Origin of the sequence: Micromonospora sp. NPDC047074 (genome assembly GCF_040643815.1) — a bacterium.
Taxonomy (GTDB): domain Bacteria; phylum Actinomycetota; class Actinomycetes; order Mycobacteriales; family Micromonosporaceae; genus Micromonospora.
Genome location: NZ_JBEYVB010000002.1, coordinates 565,229 through 583,402 on the forward strand (window position 1 = coordinate 565,229; position 18,174 = coordinate 583,402).

Annotated in this window: 14 protein-coding genes; 8 read left to right on the forward strand and 6 right to left on the reverse strand. The window is 72.6% G+C overall.

Annotated features, from left to right (window positions below):
* Nucleotides 1-78 precede the first annotated feature (78 nt).
* A complete protein-coding gene (locus ABZ809_RS06305) occupies nt 79-1,002 on the forward strand; it encodes an AEC family transporter (RefSeq protein WP_357561317.1) in 924 nt (307 codons plus the stop codon).
* Nucleotides 1,003-1,006: 4 nt separating this feature from the next.
* On the opposite strand, the gene hutH is transcribed toward ABZ809_RS06305, so the two are convergent.
* The 6 genes from hutH to ABZ809_RS06335 form a co-directional block, all read right to left on the reverse strand.
* Entirely contained in the window at nt 1,007-2,545 is a 1,539-nt protein-coding gene (gene hutH, locus ABZ809_RS06310) for a histidine ammonia-lyase (protein WP_357561318.1), read from the reverse strand.
* Complete coding sequence (gene hutI, locus ABZ809_RS06315) at nt 2,542-3,711, reverse strand: imidazolonepropionase (RefSeq protein WP_357561319.1); 1,170 nt, start codon at nt 3,709-3,711, stop codon at nt 2,542-2,544. The genes hutH and hutI overlap by 4 nt, the downstream gene beginning before the upstream one ends.
* Entirely contained in the window at nt 3,708-5,066 is a 1,359-nt protein-coding gene (locus tag ABZ809_RS06320) for a formimidoylglutamate deiminase (RefSeq protein WP_357561320.1), read from the reverse strand. The genes hutI and ABZ809_RS06320 overlap by 4 nt, the downstream gene beginning before the upstream one ends.
* Nucleotides 5,067-5,463: 397 nt before the next feature.
* On the reverse strand, nt 5,464-6,663 hold the full coding sequence (locus ABZ809_RS06325) for an allantoate amidohydrolase (protein ID WP_357561321.1): 1,200 nt from the start codon (nt 6,661-6,663) through the stop codon (nt 5,464-5,466).
* Nucleotides 6,660-8,318 carry a urocanate hydratase gene (gene hutU, locus ABZ809_RS06330; protein WP_357561322.1) on the reverse strand — a complete coding sequence of 553 codons (1,659 nt, stop codon included), beginning with the start codon at nt 8,316-8,318 and terminating at the stop codon, nt 6,660-6,662. The genes ABZ809_RS06325 and hutU overlap by 4 nt, the downstream gene beginning before the upstream one ends.
* 16 nt (nt 8,319-8,334) lie before the next feature.
* Nucleotides 8,335-9,186 carry a MurR/RpiR family transcriptional regulator gene (locus ABZ809_RS06335; RefSeq protein ID WP_357561323.1) on the reverse strand — a complete coding sequence of 284 codons (852 nt, stop codon included), beginning with the start codon at nt 9,184-9,186 and terminating at the stop codon, nt 8,335-8,337.
* Nucleotides 9,187-9,416: 230 nt separating this feature from the next.
* Between ABZ809_RS06335 and ABZ809_RS06340 the strand changes: the two genes are divergently transcribed.
* The 7 genes from ABZ809_RS06340 (at nt 9,417) to ABZ809_RS06370 (ending at nt 18,028) form a co-directional block, all read left to right on the forward strand.
* Nucleotides 9,417-10,739, forward strand: coding sequence for a hypothetical protein (locus tag ABZ809_RS06340; RefSeq protein WP_357561324.1), 1,323 nt, complete (start codon nt 9,417-9,419; stop codon nt 10,737-10,739).
* A gap of 329 nt (nt 10,740-11,068) precedes the next feature.
* Nucleotides 11,069-12,349, forward strand: a complete 1,281-nt coding sequence (locus ABZ809_RS06345) for an O-antigen ligase family protein (RefSeq protein ID WP_357561325.1) — start codon at nt 11,069-11,071, stop codon at nt 12,347-12,349.
* Nucleotides 12,300-13,775, forward strand: coding sequence for an oligosaccharide flippase family protein (locus ABZ809_RS06350; RefSeq protein ID WP_357561326.1), 1,476 nt, complete (start codon nt 12,300-12,302; stop codon nt 13,773-13,775). The genes ABZ809_RS06345 and ABZ809_RS06350 overlap by 50 nt, the downstream gene beginning before the upstream one ends.
* A complete protein-coding gene (locus ABZ809_RS06355; RefSeq protein ID WP_357561327.1) occupies nt 13,772-14,881 on the forward strand; it encodes a polysaccharide pyruvyl transferase family protein in 1,110 nt (369 codons plus the stop codon). The genes ABZ809_RS06350 and ABZ809_RS06355 overlap by 4 nt, the downstream gene beginning before the upstream one ends.
* Nucleotides 14,881-16,032 (forward strand): glycosyltransferase, encoded by a 1,152-nt coding sequence (locus tag ABZ809_RS06360; RefSeq protein WP_357561328.1) that lies wholly within the window; start codon nt 14,881-14,883, stop codon nt 16,030-16,032. Before ABZ809_RS06355 ends, ABZ809_RS06360 begins: the two co-directional genes overlap by 1 nt.
* A complete protein-coding gene (locus tag ABZ809_RS06365) occupies nt 16,029-16,859 on the forward strand; it encodes a glycosyltransferase family 2 protein (RefSeq protein ID WP_357561329.1) in 831 nt (276 codons plus the stop codon). Before ABZ809_RS06360 ends, ABZ809_RS06365 begins: the two co-directional genes overlap by 4 nt.
* Complete coding sequence (locus ABZ809_RS06370; protein ID WP_357561330.1) at nt 16,856-18,028, forward strand: glycosyltransferase family 4 protein; 1,173 nt, start codon at nt 16,856-16,858, stop codon at nt 18,026-18,028. Before ABZ809_RS06365 ends, ABZ809_RS06370 begins: the two co-directional genes overlap by 4 nt.
* Nucleotides 18,029-18,174 lie beyond the last annotated feature (146 nt).

Consider the following 18,174-nt stretch of genomic DNA (forward strand, 5'->3'; position numbering starts at 1 on the left):
GAACTGGCCGTCCCGCCCGGGGCGGGCCTGGTCGACGCACGGGCCGATCAGCGCAGCGGCGACCAGGGGAGTGACGACGTGCAAGGGGTGCTGACGGGTTTCGCCGTCATCGGCACCGTCATCGCCGTCGGCTACGGGCTCGGCCGTGGCGGGGTGCTGGGGCCCGAGGCGGCCACCGTGCTGTCCCGGGTCGCGTTCTTCGTGGCGACCCCGGCGCTGCTGTTCGGGACCGTGGCCCGCGCCGACGTCCACGCGGTCATCTCGTCCGCCCTCGTCGTCACCGTGGTGAGCACCACCGCCGTGGCATCGGTGTTCGTGGCCGTCGCGAGGCTGCGCTGGCGGCGTTCCGTACCGGAGGCGACGATCGGTGCCCTGGCCGCCTCGTACGTCAACGCGGCCAACATCGGCATCCCGGTGGCGGTGTACGTCCTCGGCGACGCCGCGCTCGTCGCGCCCGTCCTGATGCTCCAACTGGTGGTGATGGCGCCGATCGCGTTCGCCGTCCTCGAGCTGAGCACGGCCGGGAGCAGGCCGTCGCTCGGCACGGTGCTGCTCCAGCCGTTCACCAACCCGATCACCATCGCCTGCGCGCTGGGCCTGGCGGCCAGCCTGGCGGGCTGGCTGCCGCCGGAACCGTTGCTGCGGCCGATCGATCTCGTCGCGGCGATGGCGGTCCCCGCCACCCTGATCGCCTACGGCATCTCCCTGCACGGCGCGCCCGCGCCCGGCTCCGGGGACACCGGGCGGGACGTCCGACTCGCGGTCGCGCTCAAGACGGTGGTCCAGCCCACCGTCGCCTACCTCGTCGCCCGCTTCGTGCTGGGGTTGCCGCAGAGCCTCGTGCTGGCCTGCACCGTCACCGCCGCCCTGCCGACCGCGCAGAACGTCTTCGTCTACGCGCTCCGCTACGGCAGGGGAGTGGTCCTGGCCCGGGACGCGATCCTCCTGTCCACCGTGGCCGCCGTGCCCGTGCTGATCGGCGTGGCGGTGCTGGCCGGCTGAGTCGTCAGGCGAGCGGCCCGATCTCCTGCTCGATCGCGGCCCGCAGCTCGGGCCCGGCCACCACGGCCCGGGCGGCCTCCATCAGCGGGGCCAGGAAGACGTCCGGCCCGGGCTCCCCGGCGATCCCGCCGAGCGCCGCGACGGCCGCCCGCCCGGCCGGCGACGGGGCGAGCGGGGCCCGTAGCTGGAGTCCGCGTACGGCGGCGAGCAGCTCCACCGCGAGCAGGCTGGTCAGGTTGTCCAGCACGGTGCGCAGCTTCTTGGCCGCGGCCCAGCCCATCGAGACGTGGTCCTCCTGCATCCCGCTGGTGGGCAGCGAGTCCACCGACGCGGGCGCGGCGAGCCGGCGGTTCTCCGCGACGATCCCGGCCGCCGTGTACTGGGCGATCATCAGCCCGGAGTTGACCCCGGCGTCGGGGGAGAGGAACGCCGGCAGTTCCCGGGACCGGGTGACGTCGAGCAGCCGGTCCACCCGGCGCTCGGCGATCGCGCCCACCTCGGCGGCGGCGATGGCCAGGAAGTCCGCGGCGAAGCCGAGCGGCGCCCCGTGGAAGTTCCCGGTCGACTCGACCCGCCCGTCGGGCAGCACCACCGGGTTGTCCACCACCGAGACCAGCTCCCGGTCGGCCACGGTGCGGACGAAGCCGAGGGTGTCCCGGGCCGCCCCGGCGACCTGGGGGGCACACCGCATCGAGTACGCGTCCTGCACCGCGTGCGCCAGGTCGTCGCGGTGCGAGTCCATCACCCGGGAGTCCTGGAGCAGCCGGTGGATGTTCGCGGCCGAGGCCGACTGCCCGGGATGCGGCCGGATGGCGTGCAGCTCCGGCAGGAACGGCCGCTCCGAGCCGAGCATCGCCTCGATGGCGAGGGCGGCGGTGACGTCGGCCATCGTGAACAGGTGCGCGGCGTCGTGGATCGCCAGCAGCAGCATGCCCAGCATGCCGTCGGTGCCGTTGATCAGTGCCAGCCCCTCCTTGGCGGCCAGCTCGATCGGCGCCAGCCCGGCCAGGCGCAGCGCGTCGGCGGCGGGGACCCGGTCACCGGCGGGGCCGAGCACCCACCCCTCGCCGAGCAGCACCAGCGCGCAGTGCGCCAGCGGCGCCAGGTCGCCGGAGGCGCCCAGCGAGCCGTGCTCCGGCACCCACGGGGTGACGTCGTGGTTGAGCAGGTCGACAAGCGCCTCGGCGACCAGCGGCCGGACCCCGGAGCGGCCGAGGGCCAGCGAGCGTACCCGCAGCAGCATCATCGCCCGGACCACCTCGCGCGGCATCGGCGCGCCCACCCCGGCGGCGTGCGAGCGGATCAGCGCGTGCTGGAGTTCGGCCCGCCGCTCCGGCGCGACGAAGGTGTTCGCCAGCGCCCCGAAGCCGGTGGAGACGCCGTAGACCGGCCTTCCGGCGGCCTCGATGCCGTCCACGATGGACCGGCTGGTGGTCATCGCGTCCACCGCGGCCGGATCGAGGACGACCTTGGCGGCGCCGCGCGCGACGGCGAGCACGTCGGCGGGGGAGATCCCGGTGGGCTGGATGGAAACAGGCGTCATCGCGGCACTCCGTTGTGCAGGACCCGGCGGATCAGTGGCACACCCGGCCGGTAGGCCAGGTGCAGGTGGGACGGGGCGTCGAGGATCATCAGGTCGGCCCGCGCCCCCCGGGCGAGCACCCCGACGTCGTCGCGGCGCAGCGCCCGCGCACCCCCGGCCGTCGCGGCCCAGACGGCCTCCGCCGGGGTCATCCGCATCTCGCGTACGGCGAGCGCCACGCAGAACGGCATCGACGAGGTGTACGACGAACCGGGGTTGCAGTCCGTCGCCAGCGCCACGGTGACTCCGGCGTCGAGCAGCCGGCGGGCGTCCGGGTACGGCGAGCGGGTGGAGAACTCGGCCCCCGGCAGCAGGGTGGCGACCGTGTCGGCCGAGGCCAGGGCGTCGACGTCGGCGTCGGTCAGGTGGGTGCAGTGGTCGACGCTCGCCGCGCCCAGCTCCACGCCGAGCCGCACGCCCGGCCCCGGGCCGAGCTGGTTGGCGTGCACCCGCACGCCCAACCCGGCGGCCTGACCGCAGGCGAGGATCGCGCGGGCGTGGTCGACGTCGAACGCGCCCCGTTCGCAGAAGACGTCGATCCAGCGCGCGTGCGGCGCGGCGGCGGCCAGCATCGGCCCGCAGACCAGGCCCACGTAGTCGTCGGGGCGGTCGGCGTACTCGGCGGGGACCACGTGGGCGCCGAGGAAGGTGGTCTCCTCGCTGACCTCGGCGGCGATCGCCAGCGACCGGGCCTCGTCGGCGACGGTGAGGCCGTACCCGCTCTTGATCTCCATGGTGGTGGTGCCCTGCCGCATCGCCTCGCCGCGCAGCCGGCGCACGGTGGCGCGCAGCTCGTCGTCGGAGGCGGCCCGGGTCGCCCCGACCGTGGTCCGGATGCCCCCGCCGGTGTACGGCTGCCCGGCCATCCGGGCGGCGAACTCGACGGCCCGGTCCCCGGCGAAGACCAGGTGGGCGTGGCTGTCCACGAAGCCGGGGAGCACCGCGCCGCCCTCGGCGTCGATCCGCCGGTCGGCGGCCGGCGCGTCGCGGGCCGGCCCGACCCAGACCACCCGCCCCTCCTCGACGAGAAGGGCGGCGTCGCGCCGGATGCCCAGCGGCCCGCCCTCGCCGCAGGTCGGGTCGTTGGTCACCAGCTCGCCGATGTTGTCGACCAGCAGACCGCTCAAGAGGTCACCTCCCCGATGGCCGAGGTCAGCTCGGCCGGCACGTCGACCGTCAGGTGGCGGCCGTCGCGCACCACCACCCGACCGTCCACGACGACCTGCGTGACGTCGGCGGCGCCCGCCGCGAACCACACCCCCACCGGCGGTACGCCGGCCGTGCGCGGACTGTCCAGCCGTACGGTCACCAGGTCGGCGCGGTCCCCCACGGCGAGCCGCCCGGCGTCGCGCCAGCCCAGCGCGGCGTGGCCATCCACGGTGGCCGCCGCCGCCAGCTCGGCGGGGCTGAAGTGGCCGCGTCGGCGGGTACGCAGCCGCTCGTCCAGCTCCACCGCGCGGGCCTCCTCGAAGAGGTCGACCACGGCGTGGCTGTCGCTGCCCAGGCTGAGCGGCAGGCCGGCGTCGGCCATCCGCCGGGCCGGGCCGATCCCGTCGGCCAGGTCCCGCTCGGTGGTCGGGCAGAGGCAGACGCCGGTGCGGCTGTCTCCGAGCAGCGTGAGGTCTCCGCTGGTCAGATGCGTGGCGTGCACGGCGGTCGTGTCCGGGCCGAGCGCCCCGTGGTCGGCGAGCAGTCCGGCCGGGGTGCGGCCGTGCACCGCCCGGCAGGCGTCGTTCTCGGCGGGCTGCTCGGAGAGGTGCACGTGCAGTGGCGCGCCGCGCCGGCCCGCCCACCCGGCCACGGTGGCGAGTTGCCCGGCCGGCACCGCGCGCACCGAGTGGATCGCCGCGCCCACCCGGGCGTGCCCGGCGGCGGGCCTGAACGCGTCGGCCCGCTCCGCCCAGCGCAGCGCGTCGCCGTCGCCGAACCGCCGCTGCGGCCCGGCGAGCGGCTGCCCGTCGACGGTGGCGGTGAGGTAGCAGGTGTCCAGCAGGGTGATCCGGATCCCGGCCTGCGCGGCGGCCTCGACCAGCGCCGCGCCCATCACGTTCGGCTCGGCGTACGGCGTGCCGTCCGGGTCGTGGTGCAGGTAGTGGAACTCGCCGACACAGGTGACGCCGGCCAACGCCATCTCGGCGTAGACCGCCCGGGCCAGGGCCAGGTACGAGTCCGGGTCCAGGCGGGCGGCGACCGCGTACATCCGGTCGCGCCAGGTCCAGAAGTCGCCGCGCCCGCCGTGGGTGTGCCCGCGCAGCGCCCGGTGGAACGCGTGCGAGTGCGCGTTGGCGAGCCCGGGCAGGGTCAACCCGGGCAGCCGGACCGCGTCGGCGAGCACCTCGACGCCGGCCGGCGGGCCGCTCCCGGCGGTCAGCGGCGTCACGTCGGTGATCCGCCCGTCCGCCGTCGCGATCAGCACGTCGGGGGTCGGCGCGGCGCGGTCGGGCAGCCAGGCGTACTCGGCCAGCCAGCGGGTCGCGGTCATGTCGTTCGCCCCCTGTCGAGCTGCCCCGTCCATAGGACCGCCGGATCCGACCGCCCGGGCGAGCGTCGCACGCCACGGTGGCCCCGCCCCGTCGGCGACGCCACCGTGCCCAACGAACCAGCCCGTCCCGGTCGCTGCCCCGTCCGTGCGGGCAGCTCGACAGCGTCCGCGGGACGGGCTGGATAGCGGTGCCCCATCGGTGCGGGCAGCTCGACAGCGTCCGCGGGACGGGCTGGGTAGGGGTGCCCCATCGGTGCGGGCAGCTCGACAGCGTCCGCGGGACGGGCTGGATAGCGGTGCCCCATCGGTGCGGGCAGCTCGACAGCGTCCGGCGGATGGACCGGGCAAGGGCCGCGTCCGGCGACTGAGGCAGACGTGCGAGCGGCCGGCCGGCCGGTCAGCGGCATGTCAGCTCCTCCAGCACCCGGGCCAGGGCGGTCACCCCGGCGGCGCAGTCGGCGTCGGTGGCCGACTCCGCGGGCGAGTGCGACACCCCCGTCGGGTTGCGCACGAAGAGCATCGCCGTGGGCAGGTGCGCCGCGAGCACCCCCGCGTCGTGGCCCGCCCCGGTGGGCAGCACCGGGGCGCCGAGCAGCGCGGCGAGCCGGTCGGCCAGGCCGCCGTCGAAGGCGACCAGCGGGGTGGCCGACTCCTCGGTCAGCGCCAGCTCCGTGCCGTCCCGGCGGGCCCGTTCGGCGGCCTTCGCGCGCACCGCGTCGACCAGCCCCGCCAGCGTCTCCGGCTCGGCGGCCCGGGCGTCCAGCCAGCCGGTCACCTTCGACGGGATCGCGTTGGTGGCGTTGGGTTCCACCGCCACCCGGCCGACCGTGGCGTGGGCGTCCCGCAGCCGGGCCTCCTTGTTCGCCGCCAGCACGGTGAAGGCGTACGTCAGCATGGGGTCGCGGCGGTCGGCCATCCGGGTCGTACCGGCGTGGTTGCCTTCGCCGGTGAACTCGAAGCGCCAGCGGCCGTGCGGCCAGATCGCGCTGGCGACCGCGACGGGCGCGTCGGCGTCGACCAGCGCGCGGCCCTGCTCGACGTGCAGCTCGACGAAGGTGGCGAAGCCGCCGAGCAGCTCGGGCCGGGCGCCCGCCGGCCGGGCGCCCAGCGCCTCGGCGAAGCTCACCCCGTCGGCGTCGCGCAACCCGGCCGCGCGGTCCACCGGGATCTCCCCGGCGAGCAGCCGCGAACCGAGGCAGGGCACGCCGAACCGCGCCCCCTCCTCCTCGACGAACGCGCCGACCACGAGGGGACGAGCCGGCACGACGCCGGCCGCGCGCAGCTCGTCGACGGCGAGGAACGCGCTGACGATGCCGAGTGGCCCGTCGTACGCCCCGCCGTGCGGCACCGAGTCGAAGTGGCTGCCGGTCAACACCGCGTCGCCGGCCGCCGGATCGCCCCACCGGGCGAACAGGTTGCCGTTGCCGTCCTCGGTGACCGGCATGCCCCGGCGGTCGGCCTGCGCGCGGAACCACTCCCGCAGCCGCAGCTCCGGCTCGGTCAGCGCGTACCGCAGGTAACCGCCGCTGCGGCCGTCCCGCCCGATCGGCGCGATCTCGTCCCACAGCCCCCGGAACCGGCCGGCGAGGTCACTCACGGGTTGTCCCCCTCCGCCATCGGCACCCGGACGCCGGTGGCCTCCGCGACCTCGCGGGCGGCGTCGTAGCCGGCGTCGACGTGTCGGATGACGCCCATCGCCGGGTCGTTCGTGAGCACCCGCTCGATCTTCTGACCGGCCAGGGCGGAGCCGTCGGCGACGCAGACCTGTCCCGCGTGGATCGACCGGCCGATGCCGACCCCGCCGCCGTGGTGGATCGACACCCAGGAGGCCCCGCTGGCGGTGTTGACAAGCGCGTTGAGCAGCGGCCAGTCGGCGACCGCGTCGGAGCCGTCGGCCATCGCCTCGGTCTCCCGGTACGGGCTGGCCACGCTGCCGCAGTCCAGGTGGTCGCGGCCGATCACCACCGGTGCGGACAGCTCGCCGGAGGCGACCATCTCGTTGAACCGCACACCGGCCCTGTCGCGCTCTCCGTAGCCGAGCCAGCAGATCCGCGCCGGCAGGCCCTGGAAGGCGACCCGCTCGCCGGCCAGCCGGATCCACCGGGCCAGGGACTCGTTCTCCGGGAACAGCTCCAGGATCGCCCGGTCCGTCGCGGCGATGTCGGCCGGGTCACCGGAGAGGGCCGCCCACCGGAACGGGCCCTTCCCCTCGCAGAACAACGGCCGGATGTACGCGGGCACGAAACCGGGGAAGTCGAAGGCCCGATCGAAGCCGCCCAGCTTCGCCTCGCCCCGGATCGAGTTGCCGTAGTCGAAGACCTCCGCCCCGGCGTCCAGGAAACCGACCATCGCCTCGACGTGCTTCGCCATCGACGCCCGCGCCCGATCGGTGAACTCGGCGGGCTTCGCCGCCGCGTAGTCCCGCGCGTCGGCCAGCTCCACCCCCTCCGGCACGTACGACAGGGGGTCGTGCGCGCTGGTCTGGTCGGTGACCACGTCGATGTCGACGCCCCGGCGCAGCAGCTCGGGGAAGACCGTCGCCGCGTTGCCCACCACGCCGACGCTCAGCGCACGGCGGTCCCGCCTCGCGGCCAGCACCCGCTCGACGGCGTCGTCCAGGGAGTCGGCGACCTCGTCGAGGTAGCGGTCGTGCACCCGACGGTCGAGCCGGCTGCGGTCGACGTCGACGACCAGGCAGGCGCCGCCGTTCATGGTGACCGCGAGGGGCTGCGCCCCGCCCATCCCGCCGCAGCCGGCGGTCAGCGTCAGCGTGCCCGCCAGGGTTCCGCCGAACCGTTTGGCGGCGACGGCGGCGAACGTCTCGTAGGTGCCCTGGAGGATGCCCTGGGTGCCGATGTAGATCCACGAACCGGCGGTCATCTGCCCGTACATGGTGAGGCCGAGCTGTTCGAGGCGGCGGAACTCCGGCCAGGTGGCCCAGTCGCCGACCAGGTTGGAGTTGGCCAGCAGCACCCGGGGCGCCCACTCGTGGGTGCGCATGACGCCGACCGGCCGACCGGACTGCACCAGCATGGTCTCGTCGTCGCGCAGGTCGGTCAGGGTACGCACCAGCGCGTGGTACGACGGCCAGTCCCGGGCGGCCTTCCCGGTGCCGCCGTAGACCACCAGGTCGTCGGGGCGCTCGGCCACCTCGGGGTCGAGGTTGTTCATCAGCATCCGCAGCGCGGCCTCCTGCGGCCAACCGCGGGCGGTGCGCTCGGTGCCGCGTGCGGCGCGGACGGGCTGGGTCATCTCGGGTCTCCTCCGGTCATCCGAGGAACAACTGGCGGCGGGCGGCGGAGGCTTCGAATGCCTCCAGCCGGCGCTGGGTCTCGGCCGGGGCGGCGTCGCAGATGGCCTGGAGCAGCACCATGGCCAGCGTCATCGGTGCGGTGTGCAGGTCGAAGACGAGCTGCGCGCCGACGGCGGCCGGCAACACCACGTCGGCGTGCTCGGTGGCCGGACTGACCGGCGAGTCGGTGATGGCGACCACGGTGAGGCCGGCCGCCCGGGCCTCGCGCAGCGCGTCCAGGGTCTCCCGGGGGTAGCGGGGCAGCACGAAGGCGAGCAGCGCGCCCGCCCCGGCCTCGGCGGCCTGTTCGAGGCGGTCGGTGAGCAGGCTGCCGCCGTCGTCGAGCACCCGCACGTCGGGGTGCACCTTGGCGGCGAAGTAGGCGAAGTACGCGGCGAGCGGGGCGGCGGCGCGCAGGCCGAGCACCGGCAGCGGGCGGCTGGCGGCCAGCAGCTTCCCGGTCTCGGCGATCCGGTCCCGGTCGGCGAGCTGCCCGGCGAGGTGGTCCAGGTTGCCGATCTCGGCGCGTACCGCCTGCTGGAGCTCGTTGCCGGAGCCGCTGGCACCGCCGGGGGCGCCGGCGGTCAGCTCGCGGAGCCGGCGGCGCAGCGCGGGGTAGCCGTCGTGGCCGAGCGCGATCGCGAACCGGGTGACCGACGGCTGGCTGACCCCGGCCAGCTCGGCGACCTCGGCCGCCGACAGGTACGCCGCGGCTGGCGCGTGCTGCACCAGGCAGTGCGCGATGCGGCGCTGGGTCGGGGTGAGCCGGACCCCCTGGAACAGGTCCAGCACCTGCTCGGGGGGTGCCACGTCAGCTCCCTCATTCATGCTGTGACCCTATGCATAAAAACTTTCAGACGGCAAGCCGTCTGTCGGAACACCGGCGGTGCGGCCGACGCGTCGCCCACCGGCACGTGGCGCGACTTGTCGTGGCGTCCCAGCAGGTGTCGGGCCCACGACGGGCGGGCGGAAGCGCTGGCGTCGGCTCTGTAGGATCCGCACGGCGGTTGAGCAGAGGAGTTCGCATGCAGCCGGGAGGTCCCTACAGGTTCACCCACATGCTGGGTGAGTCTCCGGTGGGTAAGGCGTGGGCGGCCATCGACGAGCAGGGCCGTTTCGTCACGGTGGCCGTCCTGGACGCCACCGTCGCCGCCGCCCCCGGTTGGCGGGAGGCGTTCGTCGGGATCGCGGACTCCCTGGCGCAGGCGCCGGACGCCGTGCCCTACGCCTACGCCGACTTCTCGGCAGCCGCGCCCTGGGTGGCCTACCCGGCAGAGGTGGGGCCGGGAGCGGAGAAGCTGTTCCGGGCGCTCGGTGTGGAGTACACCCCGGACCCGTCGGCCGCGCGGCCGGTCTCCGGGGTGCCCCAGCAGGTCAGCGGGGTGCCCCAGCAGGTATCCGGGATGCCCCTGCAGGTCTCCGGGATGCCCCAGCAGGTCTCCGGGGTCCCGCAGTCGATCTCCGGGCCGCCGCACCTGCCGTGGGCGGTACAGGCAACTCCGATCTCCGCCCAGCCGGGACCGTCGACCCCGGACCCGGCCTCGGCCCCGCCGGCGGCGGGCTGGGACGCGCCGACCACCGCGATGCCGGCGCAGCCGATCGCCAACGCGACCCAGACGCCTGCCGCCGCGCCGCCTGGCGTCCCGCCGTACGACCCGTTCGCCGCACCTGATCGCCGCATCACGCCAACCGCGACGCGCCGGCGCCGTGCCGGGCTCTGGGTGGGGATCGTCGCACTGGTGTTGGTCGTCGCCGGTGGTGCGGGCGCCTTCGTCTGGATCGGGCGCGAGGGCACGACCGAGCCGACGGCAAGCCCCTCTCCCACAGGTGTGGTCGAGTCCGGCCCGTCGGGCTGGTCACCGACCGCACGTCCGCAGCAGCCGGGCCTTGAGCCGCCCCGGCCGGGGGACTGGCCCAGGTGGCAGATCTTCGGCAGGGGCGACGCGGTACGAACGCTGAACCCGGAGGGCCTGGGCTTCGAGTTCGCGGCGCCGTCCGACTGGACGTGCACTCCCGGCGGCAGCACGGAGGGGCAGGTCAAGTACAACTGCGGTGCCTCGATCGGGGACAACTCGGAGATCGGCGGCGAGCTGATCGTCCGCAACTGTCCTGACTGCGACGAGGAGCGACGCGACGCCCTGCGCAAGGCGGAGGAGGCGTGGGGGCTGCAGTGGCGCAGCGGTGGGGAGTACGTCTTCCTGGCCGAGACCTTGAGACTGAACGGCACCGAGAAGTACGGCGTTGTCGTGGTCGCCTTCTGGCGTTCGGATCCGGACGGTGCGATCGACCGCCAGCTCGTGCTGCGAATGACCTCGCCGGTGGACTGGATGGACACCATTCGGCGCGTGGTCAACTCCATCCGTGACAACGCGCGCTTCTGACGCCACCTCTATGATGAGCGCGCGAAGCCTCGCTTCGCCCCGGGCCGATCCGCCATCGGTTCCGGACTCCGCCACCGAGGCGTGAGCGAGCCCCCCGCACGACGGCACGACCAGCGCAGCTGTGGCAGCGCCTGGCCGACCAAGGCTGATACGGAGATGTCATGGTCACCGGTACGGCCTATGGTCATCCCCAGGGTGATCCACGCCATACCCCGGCAACCTGGCGCAGCGGCGGTCAGCAGCCAGTTCGGACGTACGTCGACCCGGCTGCCGGCCAGGCCGGCAGGAGCCACGGAGCCCGTGGGCCGGGCCGTCATCGAGCCCCGAGCGTGTTCACGCGCCTGACCCGGGCCGGCCGGACGCTCGCCGAGGGCCTGCGGTCTGATCCGGATCAGCGGATCGTCGCCGGACTGGCGTTCCTGGTGGCGACGCTCGGGCTGGTGCCGGTCGCCCTTGCTCCCACCGAAGTCGTCATCTACTCCGGCGTGGCGACCGGAACGCCGACGCTGTACTCGTACACCATCGCGATCGCCGTGGCGTTGCTGTTGGTCGCGCTGCACACGCGTCGTCGACTCGTCCGCGCCCTCTTCCTGTGGGTGCCGTTTTTCGGCTGGCTGGCGCTGTTCGCCGTGGTCTCCTGGGAGACGTCCCTGCGTACCCTGAGCGGCCTGCTGCACTTCTGCCTGGCGGCAATCGTGTTCGCCATCGGCAGCGCGGCCGAGCGTGCGGACCGCCGGCACTCGATTCTGCTCTGGGCCTTCGCGGCCGTGGCGTGGCTGCAACTCTTCGCGATCACCGCGGCGGTCCTCGGTTTTCCGCTGCGGCGCGTCTCCGGGACACAGGCGCTCGACGTGCTCGGGCGTGCCACGGGCCTGACGAGCCATCCGGGCGAGCTGGCGAAGGTGCTGTTCTTCTGCGGCCTGTGCGCGCTGACCCTGCCGCAGCGGACGGTGCGGCAGCGGTGGGTGGCCTGGGCGACGCTCGGTGTCGTCCTCCTCGGCGTGTCCCTCACTCAGAGCCGCACGGTTCTCGCAGCCGTGGTCTCCATGATCCTCATCTTCATGTTGCTCGAGCTGATGACCGGGCGCTGGCAGAAGAGGTACTTCGTGGTCATCGGCCTTACCGGCGTGCTCGGCGTGGCGTCGCTACCGTGGCTGGTCGAGCGATTCATGGCAGACCCCGGTGGTGGCTCCCGGCAACACCTCATTTCGGTGGCGGTGGACGTGATCCGCTCGTATCCGTGGGCCGGGGTGGGGCCCAACAGCTACGTCGCCGTCGTCGGCACCATGGACAAGCTCACCGCGAGTGGTGTCCCGGTGCACAACGTGTTGCTGCTGAGTGTCGCCGAGGTGGGCATCGTCGGCGCGTTGCTCCTCTGGCTGCCGTTCGTGCGGACGGCGACGGCGGCCACCCGCTCCGTCTTTCGTGTGCGGACCTCGGAAGCGGCACCCAGGGTGCTGGTCAGCGCACTGCCGGGTCTTGTCCTTATCGGTATGACGGGCTGGGGACTGATGCAGGGGCCCTATTTTCTGATGTTCGCGCTCGTGGCGGGCTATTTCTATGCCCGGACGCGGTTCTCAGCCGTTGCGACTGGCAATGGTCGCGACTGAGGCCAGGACACCGGCGGGGCGGCGCACGTCCCTGACGGTCGTGTCGGGCCTGCTGGGGCTCTCCACCCTGGCCACGCGGTTGACCACCCTGGTGGTCATGGCCTTCCTGACCAGAGGCGCCGGCGTCGAGGCCGTCGGCTTCTACGGGATGGCCACGCTCTCCGCGTCCTTCGCCGCCGCCGCGCTCTCCCTCGGCCTGCCGACCTATCTGACCAGGGAAGTCGCTGCGGGGACCGTCTCGCCGCCCGTGGTCGCCCGGATCCACAGCGGCCGTTTCGCCGTGTTGATGGCGGCTGCCGCCGTCGCGTACGTGCTGATCGGCGTCCTGCTTCCCCCGGAAGCGCAACTCGCCTTCTTCCTCATCTTCGTCGCCAGCCTCCTCGAACAGTGGAACGAGACGGCGTGGGTCCTCATCCGGGGCACCCGTTCGGCCTGGGCCGAACCGCTGACGAACACGTCCACCGGCCTCCTGCTCGTCGGCGCGTGCGCGGTCGACGTGTGGCTGCTGGACGGGCTCACTCTCCATGACGCTGCCGTCTACTTCGTGACGACGTCCGTCCTCAGATCGGCTGCCGCAGTTCTCGTCGTGCGGATCCTGCCGTCGCTCCGTGCCTCCCGAGGTGTCCGCTCGGCCCACCACATCAGGCTGGCGCTGCCGTACTTCGCCTCCGACCTCCTCGGTCTCTTCTACTTCCGCGGCGACGTCTTCATCCTCGCGTTCTTCGTGGCCGCCGCGGAGGTCGGAGAGTACGTGTCGGCCGCGGCCATCATCGGACCGGCGATCCAGGTCGCGGCGTCCATGGGCATCGGCGCCCTTGCCTATGCCGCGCCACAGCGGGCCTCCAGGGCCGCCCAGGCGAACGACCCGCTCACGGTCTTCCAGTTCTTCGGCCTCGCGGGCCAGGGCGCCGCCGGCGTCATGTTCATCGGCATCCCGATCGCGACCGTGGTGCTGTTCGGCGACCAGGCGGGGCGCATCCCGGAACTCGCGATGGTGCTCACCCTGTTCCTCGCACTGCGATTCGCCAACTTCGGTCTGTCCGCCATTCTGCTCGCCCGGGGCCGTGCCACCAGCCGGTTGGTGGTGCTCGTGCTGAGTATCTGCGGCAGCGTCGGACTGAACCTCGCCCTCGACGGCAGGTACGGCGCTTACGGCGCCGCCTGTGCGATGGTGCTGAACGAGCTTGTCGTGGCCGGGTCGATGCTGTGGTTCCTGCGGATCAGAGAACTGGTCTGGCCGGTCCTCATGTCGGTCGGAAGCGTGGCGGCGGCGGCATGGGCGCTCGCCGGACTCCTGGCCGTAATGGAATCCGCCCCGGCGTCCTTCACCATCGGGGGCGTCATCCTTGCTCTGGCTACCGCCAGATTTGTGGCACAACGAAGGGCCGCAGGCCAACTGCGGGCTGCGACGACGGAGGACATGTGAGGGTCGGAATAGTCGGGTGGTTCGGATCGGACAATCTCGGAGACGAGATTCTTCTCCACTCGCTCATCACCTGCGTCCGCGCGGTCAAGGAGAACGCGTCGTTCGTGGTCTTCTGCCCCAACCCGGACCGGGTCGCCGAACTGCACGGCGTGCAGACGGAGCACATGCCCGTGCTGCGGGCCCGTGGCGCCTCGGAGCGCCAGGTCGCGGTGCAGCGCGCGATCAAGTCGTGCGACCTGCTCCTGCTCGGCCCTGGGACGGTCTTCCAGGAGCGTTCCCCCAACCTGGCCTGGCCGGGCACCCTGCCGATGTTCGGCAGGATCATCGCGATGGCCAAGTTGGCGGGAACGCCTGTTGCCACTGTCGGCGTGGGCGTGCGGGAGGGGGGAACGCCGCTGGGTCGTCAGGTGCTTCGGCTCATCGGTGCCTCCTGTGTCGCGGTCGGTGTGCGCGACGAGCGGACCGCGTCGCATTTCGGCTCCGGTGCGGAGGTGATCGGTGACATGGCGTACACCCTGCCGTTGCCCGATCTGGAGCCGGTCGCTCCCGGCCGCCGCTTCGCGCTGTCGATGCGACCGCTCGCGCCCGAACTCGAGAGTTCACTGGTGGTGGCGACCTCCGGATGTGCCGCCCGGCTCCGCCAGGACGGCTGGTCGGGCAGGTTCCTTCCGATGGCCTTCGGTCGTGGCGCGCACGGCGAGGACGACCGCGTCATCTACGAGCGCGACTTCCGCGACCTGCTCACCCTGGACTCGACCCCGTTGGACGGCAGCCGGCCTCTCGCCGGAGCCCTCCGCGACTGGTTGCAGTCGCTCGCGACGAACCAGCTCGTCCTCGGCACCCGCCTGCACGCGGCCCTCCTGGCGGTGGCGATCGGCGTTCCGACGGTGGCCATCGCGTACGAGCGGAAGGTCCATGACGCCTTCGTCGACCTGGGGCTCCGCGAGTACCTGGTGCCGCCGGACGTCGACGCCGAGACGCTCTACCGCACCGCGACCGCGGCTGCCGCGTCCGCCGAGCAGTTCCGGGAGGCCGCCCAGCGGGTCGCGGCCCAGGGACGGATCGCGCAGGGGTTCGTCACGGCGCTTGTGAAGCGGCTGGGCTGATGCGGGTTCTCCTGCTCACCCCGTTCGCGCCCAACGCGCACCACCACCATGCCGCGGCCGACACGATCGTGCAGCTCACACCGCGGTTGGCGGAACAGGTCGACCTCTTCGTCTACTCGCCGGAGCACACGGCGCCAGCCGAGCGGGACGACCTGAAGTACACCTTGTTGCCCGCCACGGCCACCGCTCGTCCGAGCCACCGGGACCGTTTCCGGGTCGAACCGGCATGGCTCCGCCAGGCGTGGCCGCGGGAAGCGACCCGGGAGGCCGCCGAGCTCATCCGCCGGATTCGGCCTGATGTCGTGCACTCGGAGTATCTGCAGTCCGCCGAGGTCGTCGGGATCAGCCCCGCGTCGGTGCTGGGCCTGCACGACATCACCGAGAAGGTGATGCTGGAGTCGTACCGGGCGTCGTCCGGCCTGGAACGGCCGTACCGTCTCGCCGAGCTGCTTCGGACGCGCCGGTTCGAACGCGCGGCGATCCGGCAGGCGGCCGCCGTCATCACCCTGTCCGACGCCGACTTCGCGGTCGCCGCGGCATACAACTCGAACACCGTGCTCGCCCGGCCGGGAATTCACGTCGATGAACGGTCCTGGTCGCCGCCGGCGGCGACGGAGCGACCGCGACTGGTGTTCGCCGGGGCGATGTGGCGACGCGCGAACGCACTGGTCGCCCAGTTCCTCGCGCGCGAGGTGATGCCGCTGGTGTGGCAGAACATGCCGCAGGCGGAGCTCAGAATCGTCGGGGCGGAGCCCTCCGCCGACGTGGTCGGTCTCGGCGAGAGCGACAGCAGGGTGGTGGTGACCGGTGCGGTGCCCGACATCCGGTCGGAGATGCTCGACGCCCACGCCGTCGTCGTGCCGTCGATCGTGGGCGGCGGAGTGCTGATGAAGGTGGCGCACGCCATGGCCCTCGGCTGTCCCGTCATCACGTCGAGTGGACCGGCCGAGTCGGTCCGTGGTGACGCCTCGATGTTGTACACCGCGTCGACGGCCGACGAGACCGCGGCGGCCGTCCGGGCCGCGGTCGAATCACCCGAGGACGCCGCGCAGCGCGGTCGGCGTGCCCGCGCACACATCGAGCGGGCGTTCCGTTGGGACGACACCGTCCGCTCGTACCTCGACGCCTATGGGATTGCGAGTCGACAGTGAAAACCGCAGCCATCATCGTCTCCTACAACTCCGCCCGGGAGCTTCCTGAGAGTCTGGGCTGCCTGGGCGCCCTGCCGGTGGACCACGTCGTGGTCGTGGACAACTCCTCCACCGACGACAGCGTCGAGGTCGCGAAGTCCTTCGGGTATCCGGTCATCTCGCTGCCGAACGTCGGCTTCGGCAAGGCGATCAACGCCGCCGCGGAGACCCTCCCCGATGCCGACGCGTACTTCCTGCTCAACCCCGACTGCCACATCGCCCCCGAGTCCTTCGCGCTTCTGGTGGAGGCCCTGCAGGCCGACTCGAAGTTGGGGGTGGTCGCGCCGCTGATGCGGTACCCGGACGGGCGGTTCGGAATCTCGGCGGGGCCCGAGCCGAGCATCGCGAAGGAGTGGCTGGCGGCGCTGAAGGTCGACCATCTGGTGCCGCGGGGCCTGAAGCAGTATCTGGCTCGGACGACCCTGTTGCGTAAGAAGTTCCAGATGCTCGAGTATCTCGACGTCGAACCGACCGGCGAGGTGCGCGGGGCCGCCTGGGTGTCCGGCTTCTGCATGCTCGTACGGGGTGATGCCTTCCGGTCCATCGGTGGATTCGACCCCGGCTTCTTCCTCTACTTCGAGGACGTCGACCTGTGCACGCGGCTGCACGCCGCTGGCTGGGGCGTCGCGTCGGTCGGGACGAGTGTCGCCGAACACAAGGAGAGCACCAGCACCGCTGCGGTCGGCAAGAACAACCTGTACCGGTCCGGCATGTATGTCTATTTCGCGAAGCATGGCACGCGGAGTCAGCGACTCCTCGCGTCGGCCCTGAGGAGGCTGCCGATTTGAAGATTCTGTTTGTAGCGCCATGGATCCCGGCGTCGGTTCGCCCGCGCAGCCTCGTGATCCTGGAGATGCTCGCCGCCGAGCACGACGTCCGCTTCCTTGGGCTGGTGCACGACGAGGAAGAGACGCGGCTGGCGGAGCTCCTGCCGGTCAAGGAGCGCAACCTCGTCCCCAACCCACGCGTCGGTTCCATGCTGCGCTCCGCGCGGGCACTCGGCACCGGGGTCTCGTTGCAGACGGGGTACGCGAGCCCGAAGGCGCTCACCGACGCGCTGCGGCGTGAGTTGGACGACTTCCAGCCGGACGTCGTGCACCTCAACGTCTTCCGTACCGTCCACCTGGTCGAGGCCTGTGGCTCGACGCCGGTCATCATCGACCTGGACGAGTTCCGCAGCGAGTACTACGAGCAGCTCGCCTCGCACGGGCCCAGCCCCGCCTGGCGGGCGTTGGGTCGCGTGGAGGCACCCCGGATGCGGGCCCGGGAGGACAAGCTGGTCAGCATGGGTGTTCCCCTGTTGCTCTCCGCTCCGTCCCTGCCCGGCCAGGAGCGGCCCAACACCTTCCTCGTCAGAAGCCCCTGCGACTTCTCCGTCCAGCGGCAGGCGGGTCCGGTCGCACCGACGGTCCTGTTCGTCGGTCGGCTCAGCTACGAGGCGAACGTCAACGGCCTCATGTGGTTCGTGCGTGAGTGCTGGCAGGGAATTCGTGACGCCGTTCCGGACGCCCGGCTCCGGATCGTCGGCACGGACCCGCCCAAGGCGGTTCAGGAACTGGTCGGAAACGGCATCGAACTGCACGCCAACGCGCCCGCGGTCGAGCCCCACTATGTGGATGCCGCCGTCGCCATCGCCCCGATCTTCCGGGGTACCGGCGTCCAGTTGAAGCTCATCCAGGCGATGTCGGCCGGCGTTGCGAGCGTGACGACCAGCATGGTGGCCGACCGCGCGGGCGTGACGGACGGCGTTCACGTGCGCGTCGCCGACGACCGGGCCGGCTGGATCGCGGCGGTCAGCGGGCTGCTGTCCGCGCCGGAGACCGCCGCGCAACTCGCCGCCAACGGACGGGAGTGGGTGGTGGCGCACCACAGCTCGGCGGCGGTTCGCCGGCAGTTGCAGGCGGCGTACGCCTCGCTTCCGACCGGCGCAGGGGTCGAGGCCGCACCTGGCCGGTGAGCCGAGCCGCGGATGCCGGATGAGGACGTTGCGCGTCGGCGGGCCCTGGCCCCCCGACGCGCAACATCTTGTCCGTACAGTTCGCGGGGGCAATAGGTCTGTCCCTCGCATTTTGAGTCAAGCTCGGTGGTAATCATCCGTCATAT